Annotated in this window: 20 protein-coding genes; 6 read left to right on the top strand and 14 right to left on the bottom strand. The window is 60.3% G+C overall.

The features are described 5' to 3' along the window. Position 1: 1 nt before the first annotated feature. Positions 2 to 1912 carry an extracellular solute-binding protein gene (locus tag ACR0CG_RS19055; RefSeq protein WP_480526863.1) on the bottom strand — a complete coding sequence of 637 codons (1911 nt, stop codon included), beginning with the start codon at positions 1910 to 1912 and terminating at the stop codon, positions 2 to 4. A gap of 174 nt (positions 1913 to 2086) precedes the next feature. Next, complete coding sequence (locus ACR0CG_RS19050) at positions 2087 to 2596, bottom strand: c-type cytochrome (RefSeq protein ID WP_170613798.1); 510 nt, start codon at positions 2594 to 2596, stop codon at positions 2087 to 2089. Between the two features lie 119 nt (positions 2597 to 2715). On the opposite strand from ACR0CG_RS19050, the gene ACR0CG_RS19045 reads away from it, so the two are divergent. Then, positions 2716 to 3549 (top strand): prephenate dehydratase, encoded by an 834-nt coding sequence (locus ACR0CG_RS19045; protein ID WP_170613612.1) that lies wholly within the window; start codon positions 2716 to 2718, stop codon positions 3547 to 3549. On the opposite strand, the gene ACR0CG_RS19040 is transcribed toward ACR0CG_RS19045, so the two are convergent. The 9 genes from ACR0CG_RS19040 to ACR0CG_RS19000 form a co-directional block, all read right to left on the bottom strand. After that, positions 3494 to 3844: a phosphotransferase-like protein gene (locus ACR0CG_RS19040; RefSeq protein WP_480526887.1), complete on the bottom strand. Its 351-nt coding sequence runs from the start codon at positions 3842 to 3844 to the stop codon at positions 3494 to 3496. The two genes, ACR0CG_RS19045 and ACR0CG_RS19040, sit on opposite strands and share 56 nt — an antisense overlap. Before the next feature lie 147 nt (positions 3845 to 3991). Further along, positions 3992 to 5263, bottom strand: a complete 1272-nt coding sequence (locus tag ACR0CG_RS19035) for an aspartate aminotransferase family protein (protein WP_480526861.1) — start codon at positions 5261 to 5263, stop codon at positions 3992 to 3994. A gap of 1 nt (position 5264) precedes the next feature. Further along, positions 5265 to 6368: a mandelate racemase/muconate lactonizing enzyme family protein gene (locus tag ACR0CG_RS19030; protein WP_480526859.1), complete on the bottom strand. Its 1104-nt coding sequence runs from the start codon at positions 6366 to 6368 to the stop codon at positions 5265 to 5267. Then, entirely contained in the window at positions 6365 to 7471 is a 1107-nt protein-coding gene (locus tag ACR0CG_RS19025) for a mandelate racemase/muconate lactonizing enzyme family protein (protein ID WP_480526857.1), read from the bottom strand. Before ACR0CG_RS19025 ends, ACR0CG_RS19030 begins: the two co-directional genes overlap by 4 nt. Then, positions 7468 to 7752 (bottom strand): cupin domain-containing protein, encoded by a 285-nt coding sequence (locus tag ACR0CG_RS19020; RefSeq protein WP_170806027.1) that lies wholly within the window; start codon positions 7750 to 7752, stop codon positions 7468 to 7470. Before ACR0CG_RS19020 ends, ACR0CG_RS19025 begins: the two co-directional genes overlap by 4 nt. Continuing rightward, the gene (locus tag ACR0CG_RS19015; RefSeq protein WP_480526854.1) at positions 7749 to 8855 is read right to left on the bottom strand and encodes a mandelate racemase/muconate lactonizing enzyme family protein; all 1107 of its coding nucleotides are present in this window, start codon (positions 8853 to 8855) and stop codon (positions 7749 to 7751) included. The genes ACR0CG_RS19020 and ACR0CG_RS19015 overlap by 4 nt, the downstream gene beginning before the upstream one ends. Further along, positions 8852 to 9430 (bottom strand): dimethylsulfonioproprionate lyase family protein, encoded by a 579-nt coding sequence (locus ACR0CG_RS19010; protein WP_480526852.1) that lies wholly within the window; start codon positions 9428 to 9430, stop codon positions 8852 to 8854. Before ACR0CG_RS19010 ends, ACR0CG_RS19015 begins: the two co-directional genes overlap by 4 nt. Next, the gene (locus ACR0CG_RS19005) at positions 9427 to 10509 is read right to left on the bottom strand and encodes an alcohol dehydrogenase family protein (protein WP_480526851.1); all 1083 of its coding nucleotides are present in this window, start codon (positions 10507 to 10509) and stop codon (positions 9427 to 9429) included. The genes ACR0CG_RS19010 and ACR0CG_RS19005 overlap by 4 nt, the downstream gene beginning before the upstream one ends. Then, positions 10509 to 12962, bottom strand: coding sequence for an FAD-dependent oxidoreductase (locus ACR0CG_RS19000; protein ID WP_480526850.1), 2454 nt, complete (start codon positions 12960 to 12962; stop codon positions 10509 to 10511). Before ACR0CG_RS19000 ends, ACR0CG_RS19005 begins: the two co-directional genes overlap by 1 nt. Positions 12963 to 13030: 68 nt before the next feature. Here ACR0CG_RS19000 and ACR0CG_RS18995 point away from each other — a divergent pair, with 68 nt between their 5' ends. The 5 genes from ACR0CG_RS18995 (at position 13031) to ACR0CG_RS18975 (ending at position 17091) form a co-directional block, all read left to right on the top strand. Beyond that, the gene (locus ACR0CG_RS18995) at positions 13031 to 13918 is read left to right on the top strand and encodes a MurR/RpiR family transcriptional regulator (RefSeq protein WP_480526848.1); all 888 of its coding nucleotides are present in this window, start codon (positions 13031 to 13033) and stop codon (positions 13916 to 13918) included. Then, positions 13915 to 15003, top strand: coding sequence for an aromatic ring-hydroxylating oxygenase subunit alpha (locus ACR0CG_RS18990; RefSeq protein ID WP_480526847.1), 1089 nt, complete (start codon positions 13915 to 13917; stop codon positions 15001 to 15003). The genes ACR0CG_RS18995 and ACR0CG_RS18990 overlap by 4 nt, the downstream gene beginning before the upstream one ends. Positions 15004 to 15067: 64 nt before the next feature. Further along, positions 15068 to 15886 carry a hypothetical protein gene (locus ACR0CG_RS18985; protein ID WP_480526845.1) on the top strand — a complete coding sequence of 273 codons (819 nt, stop codon included), beginning with the start codon at positions 15068 to 15070 and terminating at the stop codon, positions 15884 to 15886. A 52-nt stretch (positions 15887 to 15938) separates the two neighbouring features. After that, entirely contained in the window at positions 15939 to 16673 is a 735-nt protein-coding gene (locus tag ACR0CG_RS18980) for a sulfotransferase-like domain-containing protein (RefSeq protein WP_480526843.1), read from the top strand. Positions 16674 to 16707: 34 nt separating this feature from the next. After that, positions 16708 to 17091, top strand: coding sequence for a carboxymuconolactone decarboxylase family protein (locus ACR0CG_RS18975; RefSeq protein WP_170613638.1), 384 nt, complete (start codon positions 16708 to 16710; stop codon positions 17089 to 17091). Between the two features lie 52 nt (positions 17092 to 17143). Here the strand turns inward: ACR0CG_RS18975 and ACR0CG_RS18970 are convergent, their stop codons facing one another. The 3 genes from ACR0CG_RS18970 to ACR0CG_RS18960 form a co-directional block, all read right to left on the bottom strand. Next, the gene (locus tag ACR0CG_RS18970) at positions 17144 to 18790 is read right to left on the bottom strand and encodes a hypothetical protein (RefSeq protein WP_480526841.1); all 1647 of its coding nucleotides are present in this window, start codon (positions 18788 to 18790) and stop codon (positions 17144 to 17146) included. Positions 18791 to 18867: 77 nt separating this feature from the next. Beyond that, positions 18868 to 20004 (bottom strand): WD40 repeat domain-containing protein, encoded by a 1137-nt coding sequence (locus ACR0CG_RS18965; protein WP_480526839.1) that lies wholly within the window; start codon positions 20002 to 20004, stop codon positions 18868 to 18870. Between the two features lie 527 nt (positions 20005 to 20531). Beyond that, positions 20532 to 22100 carry a trimethylamine methyltransferase family protein gene (locus ACR0CG_RS18960; RefSeq protein WP_480526837.1) on the bottom strand — a complete coding sequence of 523 codons (1569 nt, stop codon included), beginning with the start codon at positions 22098 to 22100 and terminating at the stop codon, positions 20532 to 20534. Positions 22101 to 22105: the final 5 nt, after the last annotated feature.

The raw sequence follows: 22105 nt of genomic DNA, 5'->3' as shown, positions 1-22105 counted from the left end.
GTTATCGCAGCGCGCCTTTCGCTTTCAGAGCCGCCTCTTTTTCCGGATTGATCCACCACAAATCCAGATAACCAAGGCTGAATGGAGGCAGGTTTTCCGGGTATTCATACATGTCGTAGTAAGCCGTCCAATAGTCCGCAACGTATCCATCCGGGATCACGAAGAACTCATAACGCAACACGCGGTCAAGCGCCATCAACGCGGCGTCCTGTTCTGCCTGATTCGTGGTATCGAACGAGGCTTCGATCACCGCATCCACCAATGGGCTGGCCAGACCGGCCGGATTGAAAAGGCTGAACGCAGCCTCTTTCGAGCCGTACATCTGGCTGAGCCCGCCACCCGTGGACAGGAATGCCCCGTACTGGGTGGAATGGATCATGTCATAGTCCCGCTCGCGCCGGCGCAGCGTGTATTGCGACGGATCCACCTTTTCCGCCGTTGCATCCACACCAGTGGCCTGCAGGTTCTGAACAAAAGTCTCGATCATCGTCGCGGTCGAGGTCGGAATGCTGGAAGAATAGGGAATGTTCACCTTCAGAGTCTGACCCTGTTCGTTCCGGCGCAGATTGCCATCTCCAACCGGCCAGCCAGCCTCATCCAGCAGCTTCGAAGCCGCCCGCATGTTTCGCCGATCGTTCAGGCGCGCCGAACTGGATTCGTGCATCACCAGGGCCGGTTCGCGCAGGACCTCATCCGGCACGATATCGCCAAGGCTTTCCAGAAAGGCCAGTTCAGCCCCCTCCGGCGGCCCCTTGGCCTCAATATGGGTGTCCTGAACAAAGGAATTGCGCGGTGCGTTCAAGCCGAACATCAGCGATTCATTGGCCCATTCAAAGTTGAAGGCCAGCGCCAGCGCCTGCCGCACCTTTTTGTCTTCGAATTGCGGTTTGCCCAGATTAAACACAAACCCGGAAGGCGTCGGCGGGCTGCCATCCGCAATCTCATCGCGGACAACCGTGCCTTGGGTCAGCTTCGGAAAATCATAGCTCGAGGCCCAAAGCTTGGGGTCACTTTCGATCCGCATGGTGTATTCACCGGCCTTGAACCCCTCGAAAGCGGCAGTCTGATCGGCGAAATACTCGATACGAATGGTGTCGTAGTTGTTGCGGCCAACGTTGATCGGCAGATCCTTGCCCCAGTAATCGTCCCGGCGTTTGTAGACGATGCGCCGGTTGATGTCGAAACTGTCCAGCTTGTAAGGCCCGGACCCCACGGCAACCTCAAGCCGGGGCTCGTCCAGACGGCGGGATTCGTCAGCCTCGAACCAGGCTTTCGAGAATACCGGCGTCGACCCGACCGTTTCGATCAGCCCGCGGCGCGTCACTTCCGGGCTGAAGGAAAATTTCACCGTATGATCGTCCAGCGCTTCGGCCCCTGTCACCATGCGACCGACGGCCTGCGCATAAGATGGCAACCCCTGCTCGATGAACAGGCGATGGCTGTAGACCACATCCTCGGCCGTCACCGGTGTTCCATCCCAAAACGTCGCCTCCGGTCGCATGTGGAAAATCACGTAATTGCGCCCTTCATCATACTCCATGCTGTGTGCAAGCAGACCGTAATACTGCCCCACACTGTCTGACGCGCTGTCGATCAGCGCATCATACTGGATCGATGTCAGCGCCCCGGCGCGGCCCTTGCGCGAATAAGGATTTAGCGAGTCGAAGGTGCCGGACCCTGCCAGCGACAGCTCGCCCCCCTTGGGGGCTTCGGGATTGACATAGTTCAGATGCGGATAATCGGGCGGGTAGTCGAGATTGCCAAAATAGGAATACCCGTGGCTGCGCGTCACGCCCTCCTCAACGGCCCCGGCCAGATTCGCGGCGCCCACGACCAGAGCGGCAGAAACCCCCAGAACAGCAGCCCAGGACCGGACGTGCAATTTGCGATTACTGGACAGAAGGGATTTCATGGTGCTCATCCTCTTGGTCGTTTCCGTCTTCATTGTTGTGACCGACAGCTAAAAGGCCAGAACTGTAAGTTGCAAGTTTAGAACGCGTGAACGGATTGTGAAGTTGTCCTTAGACAAAAAATAAAGCCGCTGCACGGGGCAGCGGCTTTGAAATCGGTTCATCCGATGGGCCGATCAGTTGCCGATGGTCTGCAGATAGGCAATCAGGTCGGCACGTTCCTGCGGCTTCTTCAGGCCGGCAAAGCTCATCGAGGTGCCTGAAATGTAGCTGCTGGGTCTTGTCAGGAAGGCATCCAGCGCCTCTGGCGTCCAGTTGCCGCCATGGGCCTGCATGGATGCGGAATAGCCGGTAAAGCCCTTGGCGGACGCAACCGGACGATCCACAATCGCGTACAGATATGGGCCAGTGCCGTTGGCGCCGTCTTCCAGCTTGTGGCAGGCGGTGCACTTGCGGAATACCTTCGCACCCTTTTCAGGATCGGCGGCTGCCAGCATGTCCTCGAATACCACTTCTTCGCCGTCGGCGCTTTCGCCCGAGCTTTCGGTTTCGATGACATAGGCGGCTTCGGCGCCATGGGCATCTACACTATAGAGAACATCTGCCCCCCATTTGGCCAGAAGAAGCACCAGGAAGGTGCCGAACAGGCCTGCGGCGGCCTTGGTAACTGTCATCGTGTCGAACATTGATCGCGAGTCCATTTCAGCTGTCTGCGGGGTGTCTAAGGCTTCCCCTTGCAAGAGGCAAGGTATAGACACCGCGACTAAACGCCCAAATCAAGAACTTGTTGCACGGAATCGACCAAATGACCAATCGCATCGCATTTCAGGGTGAGCCCGGCGCCTACAGCCACGAAGCTTGCCGCAACGCGCGCCCCGATATGGAGGCCCTGCCCTGCCGCACTTTCGAAGATGTGATCGAATCGGTTCGCGCCGGTGACGCGGATCTGGCGATGTTGCCGGTCGAGAACACGACCTATGGCCGGGTGGCCGACATTCACCGGCTGCTGCCGCACAGCGGGCTGCACATCATCGATGAGGCCTTCGTGCGCGTCCACATCAACCTTTTGGGCGTTCCGGGCGCAAAGCTTGAAGACATCACCGAGGCGCATTCCCATCTGGTGCTGCTGCCGCAATGCGCGGGATTTCTGAAGGAACATGGCATTCGCGGCCGTGTCAGCCCCGACAACGCCCGCGCCGCGCGCGAGGTTTCAGAACAGGCCGAGCTGCATTCGGCGGCCCTTGCCAGCGAGCTTGCGGCAGAAATCTACGGCCTGAACGTGCTGGCCCGCCATATCGAGGACCGCGACAACAACACCACCCGGTTTCTGGTCATGTCCCGGCAGTCCGACCTGACGCCACGCGGGGATCACGGCATGATCACCAGCTTCGTGTTTCAGGTGCGCAACATCCCGGCCGCCCTTTACAAGGCGATGGGCGGTTTTGCGACAAACGGCATCAACATGACCAAGCTGGAAAGCTACATGATCGACGGCTCGTTCACCGCGACCCAGTTCTACGCCGACATCGTTGGACACCCCGAGGACCGCAACGTGCAATTGGCCATGGACGAGCTGGAACACTTCACGACCAACGTTGAAATTCTGGGCGTCTACCCGGCGGCGCAGCCGCGCGGCTAAGGATCAGGGCCGCCCAACGCAAGATCGCAAACTCTGATTTGCGCGTGCCACTGCGCCACGCCGCAAGGATCGCGTCCACGTTGGCATCCACCCCGTCCATCGCATCAACCTCCAGATCGTATTGGCGGCCTCGGTGAATTGTCCGCTGGTCCCGTTCCACACTGCCGGGCGGACGGTCACCGCGGGCGGCCTCTCTGCGGATCAGCTCAGGCACCGGGCAATGCACGCCGACAAACAACATGTCATGGTGTCTCAGCCCCTGTTTCATGGCTTCGGCCCAGCCCGGCCTGTGCAGAATATGATCTGCGAAATTCCCGGAGCCAGGGCTTGTTGGGTTCGTTCACGATGATCTGTGTCCCGGAACACTGCTCAGGTGCGACTTGCGCAGACCATCGGCCATTGCGCAAGCCCGGGCAAACCTGATCGCAGGGCGTCAAAACCCCTAGGCGATGGCCGCAACCGCCTTTGCCACCGCCGCGCGCGTATGCTCCAGATCGGCTTCGGTCACGGCCAGCGACGGGTACAGCTTACCCGGTGCCTTGAAGATACCCGCCTCGCGCAAGGCGGCGTTGTAGACGACGTTGCGCTGGGGGTCGTCATGTTTCGCGCTGCGGTAGTCCCGGCAAGTGTTGGCGGTGAAATAGATGTCGAACAGTGTCTCATCGCCGCAAATCCGGTGTGGGATACCGGCGGCGCTCAACGCTTCGGACTGCATGGTCTGCAGCGCCTTTCCGGTTGCGCGCAGCTTGTCATAGACACCGTCGCGGCGCAGAACCTCCATGGTTTTCAAACCGGCCACGGACGCGATCGGATTGCCGGACAGCGTGCCCAACTGCATGAGCCAGCCCTCTTCGCCCACCTTCACCTTGTCGAAATGCTTCATGATCTCGGCGCTGGCACCAAGAGCCGCCAGGGGAAAACCGCCACCGGTGATCTTGCCCAGCGTGCAGATATCGGGCGTCACGCCGTATTTCTCCTGCGCACCGCCATAGGCCAGACGAAACCCGGTCACGATCTCATCGAAGATCAGCAGAACACTGTGCTTGTCGCACAGATCGCGCAACCCCTGCAGATAACCTGGCTCGGGCGGGATGATCCGCTGCAGCGGCTCGACCATGATGGCCGCAATGTCGTCATGTTCATTCAACAGGTTCGACACCGCCTCGAGATCGTTGAAAGGCGCGATCAGCATCTGGTCGGCCACGCCCTGCGGGATACCTGCGCTGTCGGGCACGGCCTGCGGGAAGTTGACCTCGCGGCTGGGGGCCAGGCTCATCTGCGCCTCAGCGCTCATCCCGTGATAACCGCCTTCGAATTTCAGGATCTTGTCGCGACCGGTATAGGCGCGGGCCAGCCGGATCGCATACATATCCGCCTCACCGCCCGAGGCGACAAAGCGGATCTGCTCGCAACACGGCACCGCATCGACAATCGCTTCGGCCAGCTCGACACCCTTTGCATTGTTGGCAAAAAAGGTCATACCCTTGGGCAATTGCTCCAGCACCGCCTCCATCACCTCGGGGTGGCCATGGCCCAGCAGCATCGGCCCTGAGCCGATCAGGTAATCGATATACTCCTTGCCGTCCTCATCCCAGACGCGGCTGCCTTCGCCGCGGGCGATGATGATACCCGGATCGAAATTGCCAAACCCGCCGGCGGGCAGAACCTCGTTCGCGCGGGCGATCCATTCGGATTGAGTATTGATTTTCAGCATCTCAAACGATCTCCAATATTGGGGAGCCAAGAACCTCCGGGTCCGGGGTAACACCTAACCCCGGACCCTCAGGCGGGGCAATCCGGCCATTTTCACGGTTTGGTGCGTCCGGGCAGACGCGCGGGGAGACATAGGAAGACAGGTCGCAGGTATTCATCAGCGACGCAGCCGGTGTCGACGCTGCGAAATGCAGCGCCGCGGCCGTCACGATATCCGACCCCCAGGTGCATTCGGCGCAAATCTCGGCCCCCAGATGCACGGTCAGATCCCGCGCCCGGCGCATGGCCGACAGCCCACCGAATTTCGAGATTTTCAAAGCGACAGCATCCATGCAGCCCAGCGCATGCGCCTTCAACAGCGACGCCAGATCATGAGCGTTTTCGTCGATCTTCATCGGCAGGCCGGTCGCCTGACGCACTGCTGCGCAGTCCTCTAGCGTTTTGCAGGGCTGTTCCAGCATCACATCCAGATGCGCCACCGCCCGGCCCGTGCGCGTCGCCTGCAGCCGCGATGCCCCGCAATTCCAGTCGCCATAAACCAGCGGTCCCGGGCCCACGGCCTCGCGTACCTTGATCAGCCGCTCGGCGTCAGCCTGCCAGTCGCCTTCGACGCCCAGCTTGACCTGAAACTGGCGGATACCTGTCTGATAGGCGGTCTTAGCGATCCGAGCCATGTCATCTGGCGCGATGCAGGTAATCGAGTGGTACAGCGGCATATCCGTCTGTGTCCGCCCGCCCAGCAGCGCATAGACCGGCTGACCCGAGGCCTTGCCAAACAGGTCCCACAGCGCGAGATCCACGATGGATTTGGCATAGAGATGCCCCTGCAGAAACCCATCCAGCTTGCGCATGGGCGCATCGACCCCGAAGGGAGACATGCCAAGAATTTCCGACCCCATCTCGGCCACAGATGAGGGAACCCCATCGGCATAGGCAGGAAGGTAATGCGGGATCGGGCAGACCTCGCCCCAGCCTTTCAAGCCGGTATCCGTGTCCAGACACAGGATATGACTTTTGACTGTCGCGCAGGTCTTGCCCTCGGCCATGTGATAGGTTTCGTGACTTGTCAGGTCGACGGACCAGAGCGTTATCTTGGTGATCCTCATTGGTAGGCTCCGACCGGATCGCCCAGCGCATCCTCGTCCGGCGAAACACCAAGGCCGGGCGTTTCGGGCAGATGCAGGTGGCCATCAATGTTGCGCGGACCGCGCCCGCCAGCGATATCGAGGGTGATCATATCCTGACAGGCCCAGACCGCGTGGCAGTTGTCATCCGGGATGGTCGCGGCCAGATGCAGCGCTTCGGTGTCCGCTAGAACCGACCCGCCCGTGGCCATCACGAACATGTCAATACCATGGGCCAGCGCGATATCACGGATCCGCGCCGCCTTGGTCAGGCCGCCGACGCGGTTCAGTTTGATCCCGAAAACCTCGGCAAGCCCATCCCGTGCGAGGCGCGTCGCATCCTGCAGGGTGACCAGGCTTTCATCCACCGAAACGGGCGAGGCATGTCTGCCCGAAATCGCCGCAATGTCGTCCAGCGTCTCACCGGGTTGTTCGAACGTGACGTTCAGGTCCTCGCAGGCACTCATCACCCGCAGCGCCTGTTGCCGGGTCCAGCCCCGGTTGACGTCATAAAGGATGATCTCACCCGGTCGCCGGATGCTTTCGACATCGCGGACACGGGCAATGTCGCGTTCGACATCTCCACCAATTTTCACCGAATGGGCGATGTAGCCACGGCTGCGATAGCGCTCGATCACCGCGCGGGTTTCTTCCACGGTCTTTGCACCCACGGACGAAGCAATCGGACGCGGTGTCCGTGACCCGCCGCCCATAAGGTCGGCAATGGGCAGGCCCGCCGCCTGACCGGCGATGTCCCAGCAGGCCATGTCGATCGGGCTTTTTGCATAGAGATGTCCGGGTAAGGCAAGATCCATGGCACGTTCCACATCCAACACTTTGCGCGGATCCAGGCCCAGGACGAACGGCGCCATCGTCTCGATCCCGGCGCGAATACCTGGCCCGTGTGCGGGCACGTACGTGTGACTCCAGGGCGTGCCCTCGCCCCAGCCGGTCAGGCCCTCATCCGTTTCGACTTTGACCAGCGTTGCATCCAGCACCTCGAACTTGAGCCGCCCGCCGGACAACCAATAGGGATGCTCCAACGGCAGATCGACGTGATAGACCGATATCCGGGTGATCTTCATTTCAGTTCCACTTCGACAAAGGACATGGGGCTGTCCCCGTTATTGATAACGTTATGCTCGACCCCTTCATCGCGCCGATACGCGGATCCGGCCGGGACCGTCACGTCATTGACCGAGCCATCGGGCAATTCCAGCCGCATATGGCAATCGGAGATGGCGGTGATGACATAGTCCATCTCGTGCCGATGCCACCCGGTTTCCCCACCGGGCGCAAAGTCAAATCGCGTCACCCGAACACGGGCGTCGTCAATCATTTGAGTTGCCGTTGCTTGTGGTCTCATAGGCGGAACTCCTCTATCGGCGCGCCGAGGCTTTCGAAATCAGGGGTTACGCCCAGCCCTGGCGCATCAGAGGCGTAAAGCTTGCCATCACGCGACACCGGACCGCCGATTCCGGTCGACCGCGTGTTGTAGTTCATCAGATCGGTGGTGTTCTGCAGATACTCTGCAGGGGTCGAGGCCGCGAAATGTGCCACGACCGAGGATGTGATCTCACCACCCCAGGTATCCTCACTGACCACCGGAATTCGGTTATCGACCAGATAATCCCGCACCCGCCGCGCCTTACTGAGCCCCCCGAGGTTCGAGATCTTCAGACAGCAGATCTCGGCCCCGCGATCCGCCACGATCCGCTGCGCCATGTGGATGCCGGTCAGACATTCGTCCAGCTTCATCGGCTGTTCGGCGACACGGCGCACCTGCTGGCATTCTTCATAGGTGCGGCAGGGCTGTTCCAGAATGAAATCCAGATCACGCGTGGCACGCGCCACCCGGATCGCATTGTCCACGCCCCAGCCCTGATTGGCATCGGCCATCGCCTTTTCACCCGGCTCCAACAGCGGCACTGTGGTGCGGATACGATCAATATCGGTGACCCAATCGCCGCCGACTTTGACCTGAAACTGGCGATAGCCCTGATCCCGGTAGCGATCCATCTCGGCCACGGTCTCGTCCACCGCCTTTTGTGGGGCCACCCGGTACATCGGCGCACCGTCGGTCAGCTTTCCGCCCAGCAGCATCCACACCGGTTGATCACAGGCCTGCCCCAGAATATCCCAGCATGCGGCATCGAACGGGGCCTTGGCATAGCCGTGCCCCTGCACCAGATGATCCAGAAGCCGTTCGATCCGCCCGACCTGACGCGGGTCTTCCCCCAACAGCTTTGGTGCCACCAGACGTGCGAGTGCAGGAACACCTTCGGAATGCGCCACCATGTAGTTCTCGCCGCAGGGTGTGAACTCGCCACAGCCCTGCAATCCGGCGTCGGTGTCGATCACAACAACCGAGGCGGTGGCCGTTTCGATCGCGTTGCCCGCGCCCCAGACATACGCACCGCCTACATAGGGCAGCCCGGTCTGGAAGACGCGGATACGGTTGATCTTCATGCAGCTTCCATTCTGGGCAGATCGCCCATCCCGTCGCCGCGCCACAGGACAAAGGTCAGGATCGGCTGTTCTGTCGTGGTCATGGCGTGGCTTTGCCAGCTTTCGTGATGCCGCGTTTCGTTAGGGCCGACGAAGGCCTCGTTTCCGTCGACCCGGAACACCGCCCCGCCCGCCAGAGTCAGATACAGCTCCTCAGCCTGATGGCTGTGCCAATCATAGTTCAGACCGGCGCCCCAGTACGCGACGTAGCCCCGCAGCTGAGTCGAGTGGAAATGCCCTGTCGGACCAAACAGTTCGTAATAACCAAACCGGTTCAGAAAATCCGCGCCGACCTCCTCTTCGGTATAGGTCAGCTTCCACTGCGCCAGATGCGCCGTCGCCTTGATCGCCGCGACCAGATCGCGGGTCGGCTCCCCGCCGTCCTCGGCAAAGTCACGCACCAGATCGGTCGCCGGTATGGGGCCAGGCTGCAGACCTGTAGGGGCCAGATCATCGGGCCAGGCCCCGAAAGCGGCAAGATCAGGATGTGCCTGATGCACCAGCCGGGCCGCTTCCAGTACGTCATCAAGTGTCATGGGATCACCACAATATTGCCGGTGTGTTGTTTGGCGATGAAGGCTGCCTGCGCCTCGCGCAAATCCTCCAGCGGAAAGGTCGCGGCGAGCGCGGGCTTAATCTCACCGGCTTCGATATACTTCACGAGGTTCCGCATTACCTGCGGGTCGATCACGGTCGAGCCGGTAAAGGTCAGGTCGCGCAGATAGAAAGTCCGCAGGTCAAACTCGACCATCGGGCCCGCAATAGCGCCGGAACAGGTATACCGACCACTTCGTTCCAGAATGTCGATCAGGGTCGGCCAGTAGGGGCCACCTACCACATCGGCAACCACGGTGATCTTCTCGTCGCCCAGCGCCGCCCGCAGGTTTTCCGGTCCGCGGGGCAGGATCACGTCAGGGCCAAGTTCCGCCACATCGGCATGCTTCGCCTCGGACGCCAGCGCGATCACGCGCGCACCGCGGCGCTTGGCCAACTGAACCAGAGCGCCCCCAACACCGCCGGACGCGCCGGGCACCAGCACCGTGTCTTTTTCGGTCACGTTGGCTCGGGTCAGCATCCCTTCGGCTGTCGAGTAAGAGCATGAAAACGTTGCCAGTTCTGCATCCGAAAGATCCGAAGTGATCGGCGCCGCATTCACGGCCAGTGTCGTAGCATATTCCGCAAAGCCGCCATCCCGCTCGGATCCGAAATACCCGGTCTTGTCCATATTACCCGGGTCCGCCGGATCGCGCAGCCATCCATCGGTAATGACACGATCGCCGATCAACCTGGGGTCGACACCTTCGCCCACGGCCACGATGTGTCCGCAGATATCCGCGCCCTGAATGCGGGGGAAAGTGATGGGATTGCCACCCCATGTGGGGTCCTCTTCGCCAACCTCTTCGAACGCGCCGCCGGTTGTCGCATCAGTCACGGTCTTGGAATACCAGCCGGATCGCGTGTTCACGTCAGTGTTGTTCAGACCGCAGGCGGCGACTTTGATCAGAACTTCTCCGGCGGCGGGATTGGGACGCGGCCAGTCCGTGTGCAGCACCATCTGCTCCAGCCCGCCGTGACCCATCGTGACCATGGCTTTCATCGTATCGGGCAGGCTCATCACGCGGTCTCCATTATTGCGTCTGTGCGGGGCAGCAGGCTTTCGGGGTCATAGGCCGGCTGACCAAGAATACGGCCCGCGCGGGGCTTGCCGTGGATCACGACCTCTACTGCGGTTCCGGGCGCGGCCGCGTCGGGTTTGACATAGGCAAAGGCCAGGATCTTGCCGACCGTGTGACCATAGACCACCGAAGCGGTCGACCCCACGACACGCCCGTCCAGCATCACGGCTTCTCCACCATGGCCATCCGCAACACCATCCGGCTCGATTTCGAGATATGCACACACCCAGGGCAGGTCAGTGTTCAGGGTCTTGTCCTTACCCAGGTAGTCCTTGTCCGTCTGGGCAAAGCGCAGCACGTCTGCCTCGGCCAACGTGACCTCGTTGGTCAGTTCACCCGCGCCCTTGAAGGCCTTCTCCATCCGCATCACGTTCATGGCAAAGCTGCCATAATCGGTGATGCCATGGGCCTCGCCTGCCACCCACAACGCGTTGTAGACATCCCGGCAGGCCGCGTTGGGCATGTGCAGTTCCCAACCCAGCTCTCCGGCATAGGACATGCGGAAGGCCCAGACCTTGTGGCCCGCGATGGCGATCTCCTGCGCTGAAAGCCAGCGGAACCCGGCATTGGTCAGATCGGCGTCGGTGCACCGCGCCAACACGTCTCGCGAGCGGGGACCGTTCAGCGACAGGGCCGACCAGTCTGCGGACAATGCGGTGATCTGAACATCCTCACCTGCGCGCTGTTGCGCCAGATGATCCAGCAGGCGCTGTTCGAAGAATGCCGCACAGACCAGATAGAACCGATCCTCGGCCATGCGGACAATGGTCGTCTCCAATTCGATCCGGCCACGCCGGTTCAGCATATGGGTCAGCGTGATCGAGCCGACCTTCTGCGGCATCCGGTTGGCGGTCAGCCGGTCCAGCAGGGCATAAGCATCCGGCCCCGAGACCTCGACCTTGGTGAAGGCGGTGACATCCATGATACCCACGCGTTCGCGCACCGCTTTGACTTCAGCCGCGACCATGTCATCGGCAGATGTACGGCGGAAGGAATAGTGATCGCGCTGCTCCACGCCGTCCCGCGCGAACCAGCGGGGGCGTTCGAAACCATAGACCTCCTCGTGCACCGCGCCTTTGGATTTCAGTAACTCATACAGAGTGGACGGCTTGATCGGGCGCCCCGCCAGACGGTTGAAATGCGGAAAGGGGATTTCGTGGCGCAGGCAGTAATCCTCTTCCGCCTTGATCACCTGCCAATCCTTGTTGGCATAGCTGCCAAACCGTCGCGGATCGAATTCGCGCATCGAGATATCCGCTGCCCCGTGAACCATCCAGCGCGCCAGTTCACGGGTCAGGCCGGGGCCCCAGCCAATGCCGATCTGCGTCCCGCAGCAGCACCAGTAGTTCCGCACACCGGGCGCGGGCCCAATCAGCGGATTGCCATCCGGCGGATGCGAGATCGCCCCATGCACATCGCGCTGAATACCCAGATCGGCAAAAATCGGCATCCGGTTCAGGCTTTCCTCAAGCCACGGCATCACCCGGTCGTAATCCGCGTCGAACAGCCAGTTCTCGTATTCCCACGGGCAATGATCGTGCCAGACCGAGTTCGGGTTTTCCTTCTCATAAATCCCGATCAGCCCGCGCTGCTGCTCCATCCGGATATAGCCTGAGACTTTGCGGTCATCGCGGATCACCGGCAGCTCCTTATCCAGGTTCTGGAACTCCGGCACCGGCTCGGTCACGAAGTAATGGTGGGTCATCGAAGTCATCGGCAGTTGCAAACCGGACCATTCACCCATCTGCCGGGCATAGGTGCCGCCCGCGTTCACCACATGCTCGCAGGTGATGGTGCCCAACTCGGTTTCGACCACCCACTCGCCATTTTCGGCCTGCGTGATGTTGGTGGCGCGGCAATTGCGGAAGATTCGCACGCCTTTCTGACGCGCGCCGGTCGCCATCGCCATTGTTACATTGGTCGGATCCACATGCCCGTCATCTGGCGTATAGAGCGCACCCAGAACGCCCTCGAGATTATAGAACGGATGCAGCTCGGCGACCTTCTCGGGGCCGACCAGCTCGATGTTGAACCCCAGCGACCGGCCCACCGACAACGTGTGGCGCAACCAGTCCATCTCGTCCTCGGTATAGGCCAGCCGGAACGAGCCGCAGCCATGCCATGTGACGGGTTGGCCGGTCTCAGCCTCCAGCTGGCCGGAATACAGGCCGATGTTGTAGTCCACGCATTTGCCCAGCCCAAAGCTCGAGGTCGAATGCGTGATCTGGCCCGCCGCATGCCAGGTGCTGCCGCTGGTCAGTTCAGCCTTCTCCAGCAGGACGATATCACCGCCCCACCCTTCATGCGCCAGATGATAGGCCAGACCGACCCCCATAACACCGCCTCCGACGATGACCACACGGGCCTGTGACGGCAATTCGTTCCCGGACATGATTTTTCCTCTTCCCGAGTCGCGTTTCTGCTCGACAGGCTAATTCCACAAATGTACCATCGTCAATCATGAATGACACAAATGTATCATCAATCGTTCTGAACCGCCTGAGTCAGGAATGGGACGCCCTCACCCCCGAGGCGCAGAAAGCCGCGCGTTATGTGCTGGAAAACCCAAGCGACGTTGGGGTCTCGACCGTGCGCGAGATCGCCGAAGCGGCAAAAGTGAAGCCCAACACCTTTGTCCGCATGGCGCGTCAGGTCGGCTTCGATGGGTACGAGGATTTCCGCGCGCCCTTCCGCGAAGCGATTCGCAAGGGCAGCGTGTCGTTTCCCGACCGTGCCCGCTGGTTGCAGGACATTGGCAAGTCGGGCGAACTGGGCGGGCTTTACGCCGATATGGTCGGCGCCGCGATTCGCAACATCGAAGAAACCTTTGCCGGTATCGACGCCACAAAGCTGAAAGCTGCCGCAGAAGACATCTGGAGCAGCCGCCAGATCTTCACGCTGGGGGTCGGCGTCAACAACTCGAACGCGCGCAATTTCACCTATCTGGCCTCGACCGGAATGAAACAGTTCCACGCCATCCCGCGACCCGGCTCGACCCCGGTGGATGATCTGGCCTGGGCCGATGAACAGGACGTTTTGATCGCGATCACCTGCCGCCCCTACCGGACCGAGGTGATCGAAGCGATCAAGCTGGCCCGCCAGCAAGGCCTGACCGTCGTCGGCATTTCGGACAGCCCGGCCAGCCCGGTGATCCTGAACGCACATCACGGTTTTGTCGTCGCCGCCGACACACCACAGTTCTTCCCGTCCTCCGTTTCGACCATCGCTTTGCTGGAAACACTGCTGTCTTTCGTGATCGCGGTGTCCAGCGATGAGATCGTCGAGCGGGTGGAACGGTTTCACCAACGCAGACACCAACTTGGCCTCTACGCGGAGGAGCCCGAATGAACGCCCCCCTGACCCATTCCCTTGACGCCCGATACTATACCGATCCCGCCATATTCGGGCAGGAGTTGCAGGGTCTGCTGGCCCGTACGTGGCAGTTCGCGGGCCACATCGCGCAGGTCCGCGAGACCGGGGATTACTTCGCCTTTGAGATCGCCGGGCAAAGCCTGTTCTGCATCCGCGGCCGCGATGGCGAAATCCGCACCTTCTACAACGTCTGCCAGCATCGTGCGCACGAGATGGTCACCGGCGCGGGCAACACGCGCGTCGTCGTCTGCCCCTATCACGCCTGGACCTACGAGTTGTCCGGCCAACTGCGCGCCGGTCCCAACATCAAATCCGTCCCTGGCTTTGACCGCAGCGCCATCTGCCTGACCCCTGTCCGCACCGAGGTCTTCAACGGCTTTATCTTCGTCAATCTCGACGATGACGCCGCACCGATGGATGAATGGTATCCCGGTGTGCGCGAAGAAATCCGCGCCTTTGTTCCGAACATCGACAATCTGGAACCGCTGGAATGGGTGGAAATTCCGGAAAACTGCAACTGGAAGGTCAGTATCGAGAATTACTCGGAATGCTACCACTGCCCGACCAATCACCCGACCTTTGCCGAAGGCGTGGTCAAGCCCGAGACCTATGACATTCAACCCGACGCAAGCGGCGGCTATGTGCTGCGTCACACGACCGAATGTCAGAGCCTGGAAAAGATGACCTACCCTATTGACCTGTCAGTACCGCATGCGGGCGATTACCAGTCATGGTTTCTGTGGCCGATGTTCTCGTTCCAGTGCTACCCGGGCAACGTGCTGAACACCTATCACTGGCGCGCCAACGATGCCGATCACTGCACCGTCTGGCGGGGCTGGTATACCGAGGGCGGTTCGGAAAGCGCAGTGATCCGACAACTGGCCGTACAGGACCGGGAAACCACGGTCGAGGAAGACATCCGCCTTGTCGAATCCGTGCACCGCGGGCTCAAGTCGCGCGGCTATCGTCCCGGCCCGCTGGTGCTGGACCCGGGTTGCGGCGTGATGTCGGAACATTCGATCGCCAAATTGCAACAATGGATGCGCGAGGCCGTCGAATGACGCCGATGCCTTTGTCCCAGGGAATGCGTCGAATTTTATCAGTCTTCGAAAGGACAGGCCGATTATGCTGATGCCCGGAGAATGGCGGCCTGAACACAAGCTTTTTCCTTATCAGGTCGGCTTTACCTCTCCGCCGTTCGATTTCGATGCCGGGCCATCGGACTTCCTGCGCATGTGCCCCGAAACCGTCGGCGTTCATGGCTGGATGCTGCATGTCCCGGATTACGTCCACGGGCTGGATCAGCGGAAAAAGAGCTTCGACATGCTCGAAGATTTCGTGCATTGCATGTCACGCAATGGCGTGGATGTCTGCGGTCAGGTCGGGTCGAACTGGGTCCATGCCTGCGGGCTGGGCGTCGACGGGGTGCGGCAGCACTGTGCTGATTTGTCCGACAAACACGGCACGGAGTTTCACATGGCAGGCTATGCCATGGTCGAAGCGCTTCGGGACATGAACATCGAGAAGGTCGCCCTTAACGCGGCCTATCACTGGCCCGAATGGTGGCAGGGCACCGTCGGCTTCCTGCGCGAGGCCGGGTTTGACGTGGTCTGGGCCGGCAATTTTCACGATCAGGGTTGGTTTTCCAGCCAGGAAGAGGTCAACAGCCATCGCTGGGTGTTCGACGGCGATCTGGCCCGCCACAGTTTCGAATATGTTGCCGACAAAGCCCCGAAGGCCGACGCGATCCTGATCAACGGCATGTGCAATTTCCGAACCGGTCCAGGCGGTCTTCCGCAACGTCCCTTGCATCTGGCCGATGATCTCGAGGCCGCAATCAGCAAGCCCGTGATCGGCCACGACATCGCGCTGTACTGGCGCATCTTCAAATCGCTTGGCATCGCACCCCAGACACCTCACGGGCAGCTTCTGCGGCGTCTGTAGCCAGGATTTTGCCTTGTACAAAGACAAGAATGGCAGTTGAAAGGTCGTACAAATGCACCAAATCTTCGCGCTCTGGGCTGTACCCCGGTCAACCTCGACGGCCTTCGAGTGGATGATGCGCCAGCGTGGCGATCTCGATTGCCTGCACGAACCCTTTGGTGAAGCGTGGTATCAGGGCGAAGAACCGCTTTGGCATCGCTTTCGGCCGGGCGAAAAGACCACGCCGGGCCTGACCCTTGAAAGTGTTTGGGAAGACGTCCAGGCGCGCGCGCGCAAGGGGCCGGTGTTCCTCAAGGATTTTCCGCATTATATCAATCACATGTGGGATGCTGAGCTGCTGTCTCATTTCACTCACGCTTTCCTAATCCGCGATCCTGCCAAGACGATCACTTCCATGTACCGGCAATGGCCGGACTTTGCCGAAGGCGAAGTCGGCTTCCCCGAGCAACGCGCCCTTTTTGATCTGCTGACAGCGCTGAACGGCACCCCGCCGCCCGTGATCGACAGCGACGACTTGCTGGAAGATCCGCACAGCATGACGCAAAAGTTTTGCGATTCCATAGGAATACCATTCATTGAAGACGCTCTGACCTGGGAGGCTGGCTGCGATCCGTCTGCCCATAGCTGGTGGGATGGCGGATCGTTTCACGCCAATCTGGCCAACTCCACCGGCCTTGCGCCACAGCCACGCAAGCACATCTCGATCGAAGATGCACCCGAAAGGGTCCGGCAGGTTCATCGCCGGATGAAGCCGCATTATGATCACCTGTACAGGCATCGCCTGTAGCCCTGAATTCACCCAAACCAACCGGAGGTTCCGAATGGCGAACATCTTTGACGAAGACCTTTTTCTGATAGGACTGGAACAGCGAAAAGCAACGCTGGGCGCTGAATATGTCGAGAAAAATCTGGCAGCCGCCGACGATTTCACCCGCCCTTTTCAGGAAGCCATGACCGCGTGGTGCTGGGGGTTCGGTTGGGGTGATGACGTCATCGACGCAAAGACGCGTTCGATGATGAACCTGTCAATGATCGGCGCGCTCGGCAAGATGCATGAATGGGAAATCCACTGCCGGGGTGCCATCAACAACGGTGTCACCACCGAAGAGATTAGGGCAATCATTCACGTGATCGGCATCTATTGCGGCGTACCGCAGGCGCTGGAGTGTTTCCGGGTGGCGCGCAAGGTCATTGAACAAGGCTAAGTCCGTCAACGGTGTGGGGCCGGTTTGCCCCGCGCCTTCGACACCGAGGTTCTTACGCTGCGGCCAGGTTTTTCTGACGACAATAGCAGGACGCGCGGATCGGAACGTCCGCACGCGCGACCGCCTTGTCGAGCTGGAGCTTGATGTGCGCTGCCTCCACCGTTTCGCCACGCCGCCTCAGACATTCATGCAAACCATGCAGGCTCCAGACATTGCCCGGATGCTGACAGGCTCGGCTGAGCGTTGCATCAAGCCCCAGATCGGCACGATAAACCGCCTCGGCTTCTTCGACCTGCCCCTGTTCAAGTAACAGCGCGCCCAGCGCATGGCGGGTCGGCTGCATCCAGCCCCACGGCTCGTCATATGGCAGGTTATCGTCGATTTCGACCGATTTGCGCAGGTGTTCAAAGGCCTTTTCAAACTGCCCCTGATGATAGGCCAGCTCGCCCAGCATCATCTGTTCGGCCACCTTCAGGATATCGCGGCAGGTGTTATTGAACAGCATCCGGCTGTCCGGCACCCGATCCAGCGCCTGATAGAACAGGTCTCGTTCCGTTTCCGCCTCCTCCAGACGCTGAGTATTGGCCAACGCCACTGTTCGCGCGTAGCGCATCATAGCGCGCGTAACGCTGTACAGCTCTTCATCGTCGGGCAAGGACTGATCCAGAATATCCTGCCATCGCCCGAACCGGATCAACACGTGCTGTTTCATCGGGATGAAACCCTCGAACCAGTCTGCCATTGGGCGCAGCGTTTCTGACGGCAGGGTCGCGATCAGTTCATCGGCCGCTTCCAGCGCGGCAGTGGGCTGACCCAGAAACATCGCGCCGTAGATTTTAAAATGGTAGTTGTGACACCGGTAGACCGAATAGAAATTGTCCGCTCCCTCGCGTTTCAGAAACTTCCGGTCCGCCACAATTGCCGCTTCGTTGCGCAGCACCACATTCATGTAATCCCCGCAAAGCACGTCCACGTGGGTCGGCATATGCAACAGATGGCCCGCATCAGGCACCAAAGTGCTCAGCGCATCGCCATGGCGCAATGCCCGCTCGGGGTGCGGGGACATCTCCATAAGGTGAATATACATGTGCAACAGCCCGGCATGTGCCCAGGCACCCGGAAGCGTTTCGAATACCTTGTCGAGAACGGCGATGGCCTCTTCGGTGTCTGCACCCTCGGCCGGTTGTCCTGTCGGCAAATCCCAAAGCTGCCAGGGTGTGCGGTTCATGATCGCCTCGGCAAAAATCGCGCAGATATCCGGATCGTTTGGGTGTTTTGCATGGACCTCGCGCATGGCATTGGCAAAGGCGTCATTCCAAGGCGCAAAGTCCGCAATCTCTGCCGTCTCGGGATAGCGCGCCGACAACGCTTCGATCAGGGCTCGTTCGGCCGGAGTAACATCATCCAGCAACGCCAAGGCGGTCTTGACCGAGGCACCGGCCACATCGATGCAGTCAGGCTTTTCCTCTTCCTCGAAAGCCTCCCAGGGTTTGTTGTAGTTGGGGCCGATGCAATAGGCGATGCCCCAATGGGCCATGGCGCAACCGGGATCAGCGCCCACGGCTTTACGAAAACACGCGATTGCTTCTTCGTGATTGTAGGCATACGTCCAGGCCAGGCCCCGGTCGAACCAAAGTTGCGCCTCGTTTGACGTGGTCGAAACCGGCCGGGAGTAGTTTCCAAGGTCGTAGTAGTCCATTGCAGCGGCCTCCTTCTTCCCATTGGCGCAGACTACTACATCGGGCGTTTTGAAGAAAGTGAGCCGCCAGACGCGCGCTAACGCTCCGGTCGATCGCAACTTGTCGACGGTTCCGCGCTGACCAGATACTGTCCCCTGCGCCTCTTGTCGAAAGTCGGGCCGCCCAGCGCACAGGCAATCTCCAGGCTCAGCCTGTCCCAGATACGGACGGTTCCCTCTTCACCCGATGTCGCAAAGGTCTGGCCGCCGGGCGCCAGAGCGATACGCCAGCTTGGTCCCTTATGTACCCTTTGGACAGGCATGAGCCGCCAATTGGCAACCGTATCCCACCAATGAAGCTCACCGGATCTGTCGATGGCAACCAATGTTGCGCCATCCGCCAGAAAGGCAAGATCGGTCGCGCCGCCCTTATGGCCACCATATGAGGCCATTTCAGCACCGGTTTGCACATCCCAGATCTTGACCACCTCGTCGCTCGAGGCGGATGCGATCCGCGCGCTGTCGGCACTGAAAGCAACGCTCCACACGGTATTATCGTCCGCTTCGATAACCCGTTCCAACTGATTATTGGCCGTCGTCCAGATGTAGAGTTTTCCGTCCGGTGACGCGGCAGCAACGCGGGTTTCGTCGGGCGAAACCGCGACGCGGTTCAGGGCGATTTCGCCCGGTTCAACCGGGTTGACGGCGATGCTCTCAGACACATCCAAGCGAAACAGTCCGGACCCAGTTGCCGCGAAGAACGCAGAAGGTCCCGCAGCCGCTACCGACCAGACCGGCGTTTTGCCCAGGTTAAAACGCTGCTTTGACTGCATGGTCGCAGTGTCCCAGACACGAATGTCGCCGTCTCTGTCACCTGTCACAAGCATTTGGCCATCAGCTGAAAACGCCGCGGCCCAGACCTGATTGCCGTGCCCCCTTAGCAACATGGGTTTCATCGCCGACCCGACATGCCAGATCCAGACTTTGCCATTGTCGTCGCCCACGGCAATCGACGTGCCATTCGGGCTGTACGCTACCCCCAGCGCTTTCGTCCCGTCCGGCAAGGCCAGCATATCGCCATCGCCCGGTTCCGGGTTGACCCGCCACAGACGAACCTGCTGATCCCGGCCTAATGTCGCCAACACCGGCGTTTCGCGCGCAACTCCGATATCCACGATGCTCTGACTGTGCGCCTGCACCACGTCACCCAATGGCGACAGGGCTGCACTTTCCATGCGCAGTGTTCCATCGGCACCGGCACCTATCAAAACGTTTTCAGGACCCGAGAAAGTGGCTGCAACAATGGGTCCCGCATCCGGGAACCGTTCGATGATCGGCGCGCCTTGCGGAAACCCGATCGTCGAAACCTTGCCGTTGGCGTGGGATACGGCGAAGGAACTTCCGGTACTGTCAAAGGACAGATGATCCGTTCAGCGTAGTGTTGCTGCTCATGTGCACCTCGCTGGCCAAAGCAATGATAAACGACTTGCGCCGCTTGAACCACGAGACGCAACCGGAGGGGCCGGCGGGTTCGTGATTGCCTTGCCTTGTGGATTCAGAACCCAAAAAAGGGCGCGGAAAAGGGTGGTTGGATTTGGCAAGTCAGTAGGCGAGTTGAACCAGACGGTCGGCCTTCTTGAAATTGGAGGCCGTCTGGCAATCGAAGACTTGACGCACAAGGGCGCGTTTTGGACTTAGGCACTACCACAGCGCGGCATCGCAATCCTGCACGTTGCGATGCCTTTGCTGTTAACCGCAGAGTTCACCCCGCCCGCATCGCCTCGGGCGGCAGTTTGATCGGGAACCTCGAACGCACTTCCGCATCGGCCTTGCTGCCAAAGTAGTTCGGGTAGTGATTGGACAGAATGTCATCCACCACCGAGCGGCTGCGTTCAAACATGTCCTGACGCCCGGCTTTTTCCCATGTGTCGGTCAGTTCCCGGTCTAACAGGGTCGGATAGACATATTCGGTCTCCATGTATTGCAAGGTCTGCGCGTTGCCGAGGAAGTGGCCGGGGTCAATCGCACATTCATGGATGACGTCGACGGAAAGCGTCTCGTCACTCACCTCGATACCACGGAGCGTTCGCGAGATCATTCCGGCGGCCTCATTGTCGATGACCATGGACTCGAAGCTGCACCCCATCAGACTGCCGACCATCCCGCCAAATTCGCAGAGCCGGTTGGCCCCCGCATGGGCCGCCAAGGCGAAGGTCAACGCCTTTTCCAGACCATATTGCGCGTCGGGGATCTTGGAATCCGTCATGCCACATCCGACGCTGGTCGGCAGGTTGTAAAAATTGCCCATCTGAATGGCTGCGGCCGAAATCAGCGCCTGTTCACCGCTGCCGCCCGTGAACGACCCGGTGCGCAGATCGGTGATGAAAGGCCAGGCCGCGAAGACGACCGGTGTGCCCGGGTTGATTAGGTTGGCAATGGCGACGCATGACAGGGTCTCGGCCACCGCCTGCGCCAAGGTCCCCGCCAGCGGCGCAGGTGATGTCGCCCCAGCTTGCGGCGGAACTGCAAGATCGCAGACGAGGCCCATTTTCGCGGTATCGATCAGGATTTCCAGATTTTCACGCCCAAAGCGAAGGGGAGAAACGATTGGGCAGCCACCAAAGATGACCGAGGGCTTTTCAAGGAACTTGCCCTCCCCACCCGAAGCCAGATCGAACAGATGGATCGCGTCCTGAATATGCTCGCGCGTGCGGAAGGTCAGGCAGGACGGTTTTTCGCTACCTGCCAGAATGGCATAGAGCATGCTCATGTCATGCTCGTAATCCTGCGGAACATCCGTTGCCAGAACCGTGTCGCCGGTCATGTGAATATTGTCGAGCCGATCCACCAGACGGGTGAAGTCGTAGATGTCCTTGAGGGTTGATGGCCGGTAGCTGCGTGTTTCGGCGTCGAACGTTGTCACAGCGGTGCCGGAGTTTGCGTAATACACCTTGTCCTTGGTGCAATGCATGTCGTCCTTGCCGGCCCGCGTTCCGCGTGCATGAACATAGAATTCACTGGCCGCCTTGGCCAACAGGTCTTCCATCAATGCGCGCGGAAAGCACAGCCTGCCATGCTCGTTTACCTTCGCCCCCTTGGGCAGCACAAGATCAAGGACTTCCTGCGTGGGATCGCCGACGCCTGTGCGTTCCAGAATGCCGAGCGCGGCTTCGTGGATGCGTGCCATATCGGCGTCTGACAGCGGCTTGTACCGACCACCGGGGATGCCGGGCCAGATTGCCTGCGAGGCGGTATTGCTGGTCCGCACGGCCGCGCGTGCTTCACGCCCGCCCCCGCGCCGTCTCGATCTGCGCTGCGTAATTTCTGTCATCGTTC

It is taken from the genome of Ruegeria sp. AB8, from assembly GCF_056542605.1.
The sequence above is the reverse complement of the archived record's forward strand: the minus strand, read 5'-3'. Positions and strand labels throughout refer to the sequence as shown.

What these genes read in the sequence shown, in the direction of transcription:
- ACR0CG_RS19055 (WP_480526863.1), bottom strand. Translation starts at nt 1,912, where the DNA reads ATGAAATCCCTTCTGTCCAGTAATCGCAAATTGCACGTCCGGTCCTGG.
- ACR0CG_RS19050 (WP_170613798.1), bottom strand. Translation starts at nt 2,596, where the DNA reads ATGTTCGACACGATGACAGTTACCAAGGCCGCCGCAGGCCTGTTCGGC.
- ACR0CG_RS19045 (WP_170613612.1), top strand. Translation starts at nt 2,716, where the DNA reads ATGACCAATCGCATCGCATTTCAGGGTGAGCCCGGCGCCTACAGCCAC.
- ACR0CG_RS19035 (WP_480526861.1), bottom strand. Translation starts at nt 5,263, where the DNA reads ATGCTGAAAATCAATACTCAATCCGAATGGATCGCCCGCGCGAACGAG.
- ACR0CG_RS19030 (WP_480526859.1), bottom strand. Translation starts at nt 6,368, where the DNA reads ATGAGGATCACCAAGATAACGCTCTGGTCCGTCGACCTGACAAGTCAC.
- ACR0CG_RS19025 (WP_480526857.1), bottom strand. Translation starts at nt 7,471, where the DNA reads ATGAAGATCACCCGGATATCGGTCTATCACGTCGATCTGCCGTTGGAG.
- ACR0CG_RS19020 (WP_170806027.1), bottom strand. Translation starts at nt 7,752, where the DNA reads ATGAGACCACAAGCAACGGCAACTCAAATGATTGACGACGCCCGTGTT.
- ACR0CG_RS19015 (WP_480526854.1), bottom strand. Translation starts at nt 8,855, where the DNA reads ATGAAGATCAACCGTATCCGCGTCTTCCAGACCGGGCTGCCCTATGTA.
- ACR0CG_RS19010 (WP_480526852.1), bottom strand. Translation starts at nt 9,430, where the DNA reads ATGACACTTGATGACGTACTGGAAGCGGCCCGGCTGGTGCATCAGGCA.
- ACR0CG_RS19005 (WP_480526851.1), bottom strand. Translation starts at nt 10,509, where the DNA reads ATGAGCCTGCCCGATACGATGAAAGCCATGGTCACGATGGGTCACGGC.
- ACR0CG_RS19000 (WP_480526850.1), bottom strand. Translation starts at nt 12,962, where the DNA reads ATGTCCGGGAACGAATTGCCGTCACAGGCCCGTGTGGTCATCGTCGGA.
- ACR0CG_RS18995 (WP_480526848.1), top strand. Translation starts at nt 13,031, where the DNA reads ATGAATGACACAAATGTATCATCAATCGTTCTGAACCGCCTGAGTCAG.
- ACR0CG_RS18990 (WP_480526847.1), top strand. Translation starts at nt 13,915, where the DNA reads ATGAACGCCCCCCTGACCCATTCCCTTGACGCCCGATACTATACCGAT.
- ACR0CG_RS18985 (WP_480526845.1), top strand. Translation starts at nt 15,068, where the DNA reads ATGCTGATGCCCGGAGAATGGCGGCCTGAACACAAGCTTTTTCCTTAT.
- ACR0CG_RS18980 (WP_480526843.1), top strand. Translation starts at nt 15,939, where the DNA reads ATGCACCAAATCTTCGCGCTCTGGGCTGTACCCCGGTCAACCTCGACG.
- ACR0CG_RS18975 (WP_170613638.1), top strand. Translation starts at nt 16,708, where the DNA reads ATGGCGAACATCTTTGACGAAGACCTTTTTCTGATAGGACTGGAACAG.
- ACR0CG_RS18970 (WP_480526841.1), bottom strand. Translation starts at nt 18,790, where the DNA reads ATGGACTACTACGACCTTGGAAACTACTCCCGGCCGGTTTCGACCACG.
- ACR0CG_RS18965 (WP_480526839.1), bottom strand. Translation starts at nt 20,004, where the DNA reads ATGGAAAGTGCAGCCCTGTCGCCATTGGGTGACGTGGTGCAGGCGCAC.
- ACR0CG_RS18960 (WP_480526837.1), bottom strand. Translation starts at nt 22,100, where the DNA reads ATGACAGAAATTACGCAGCGCAGATCGAGACGGCGCGGGGGCGGGCGT.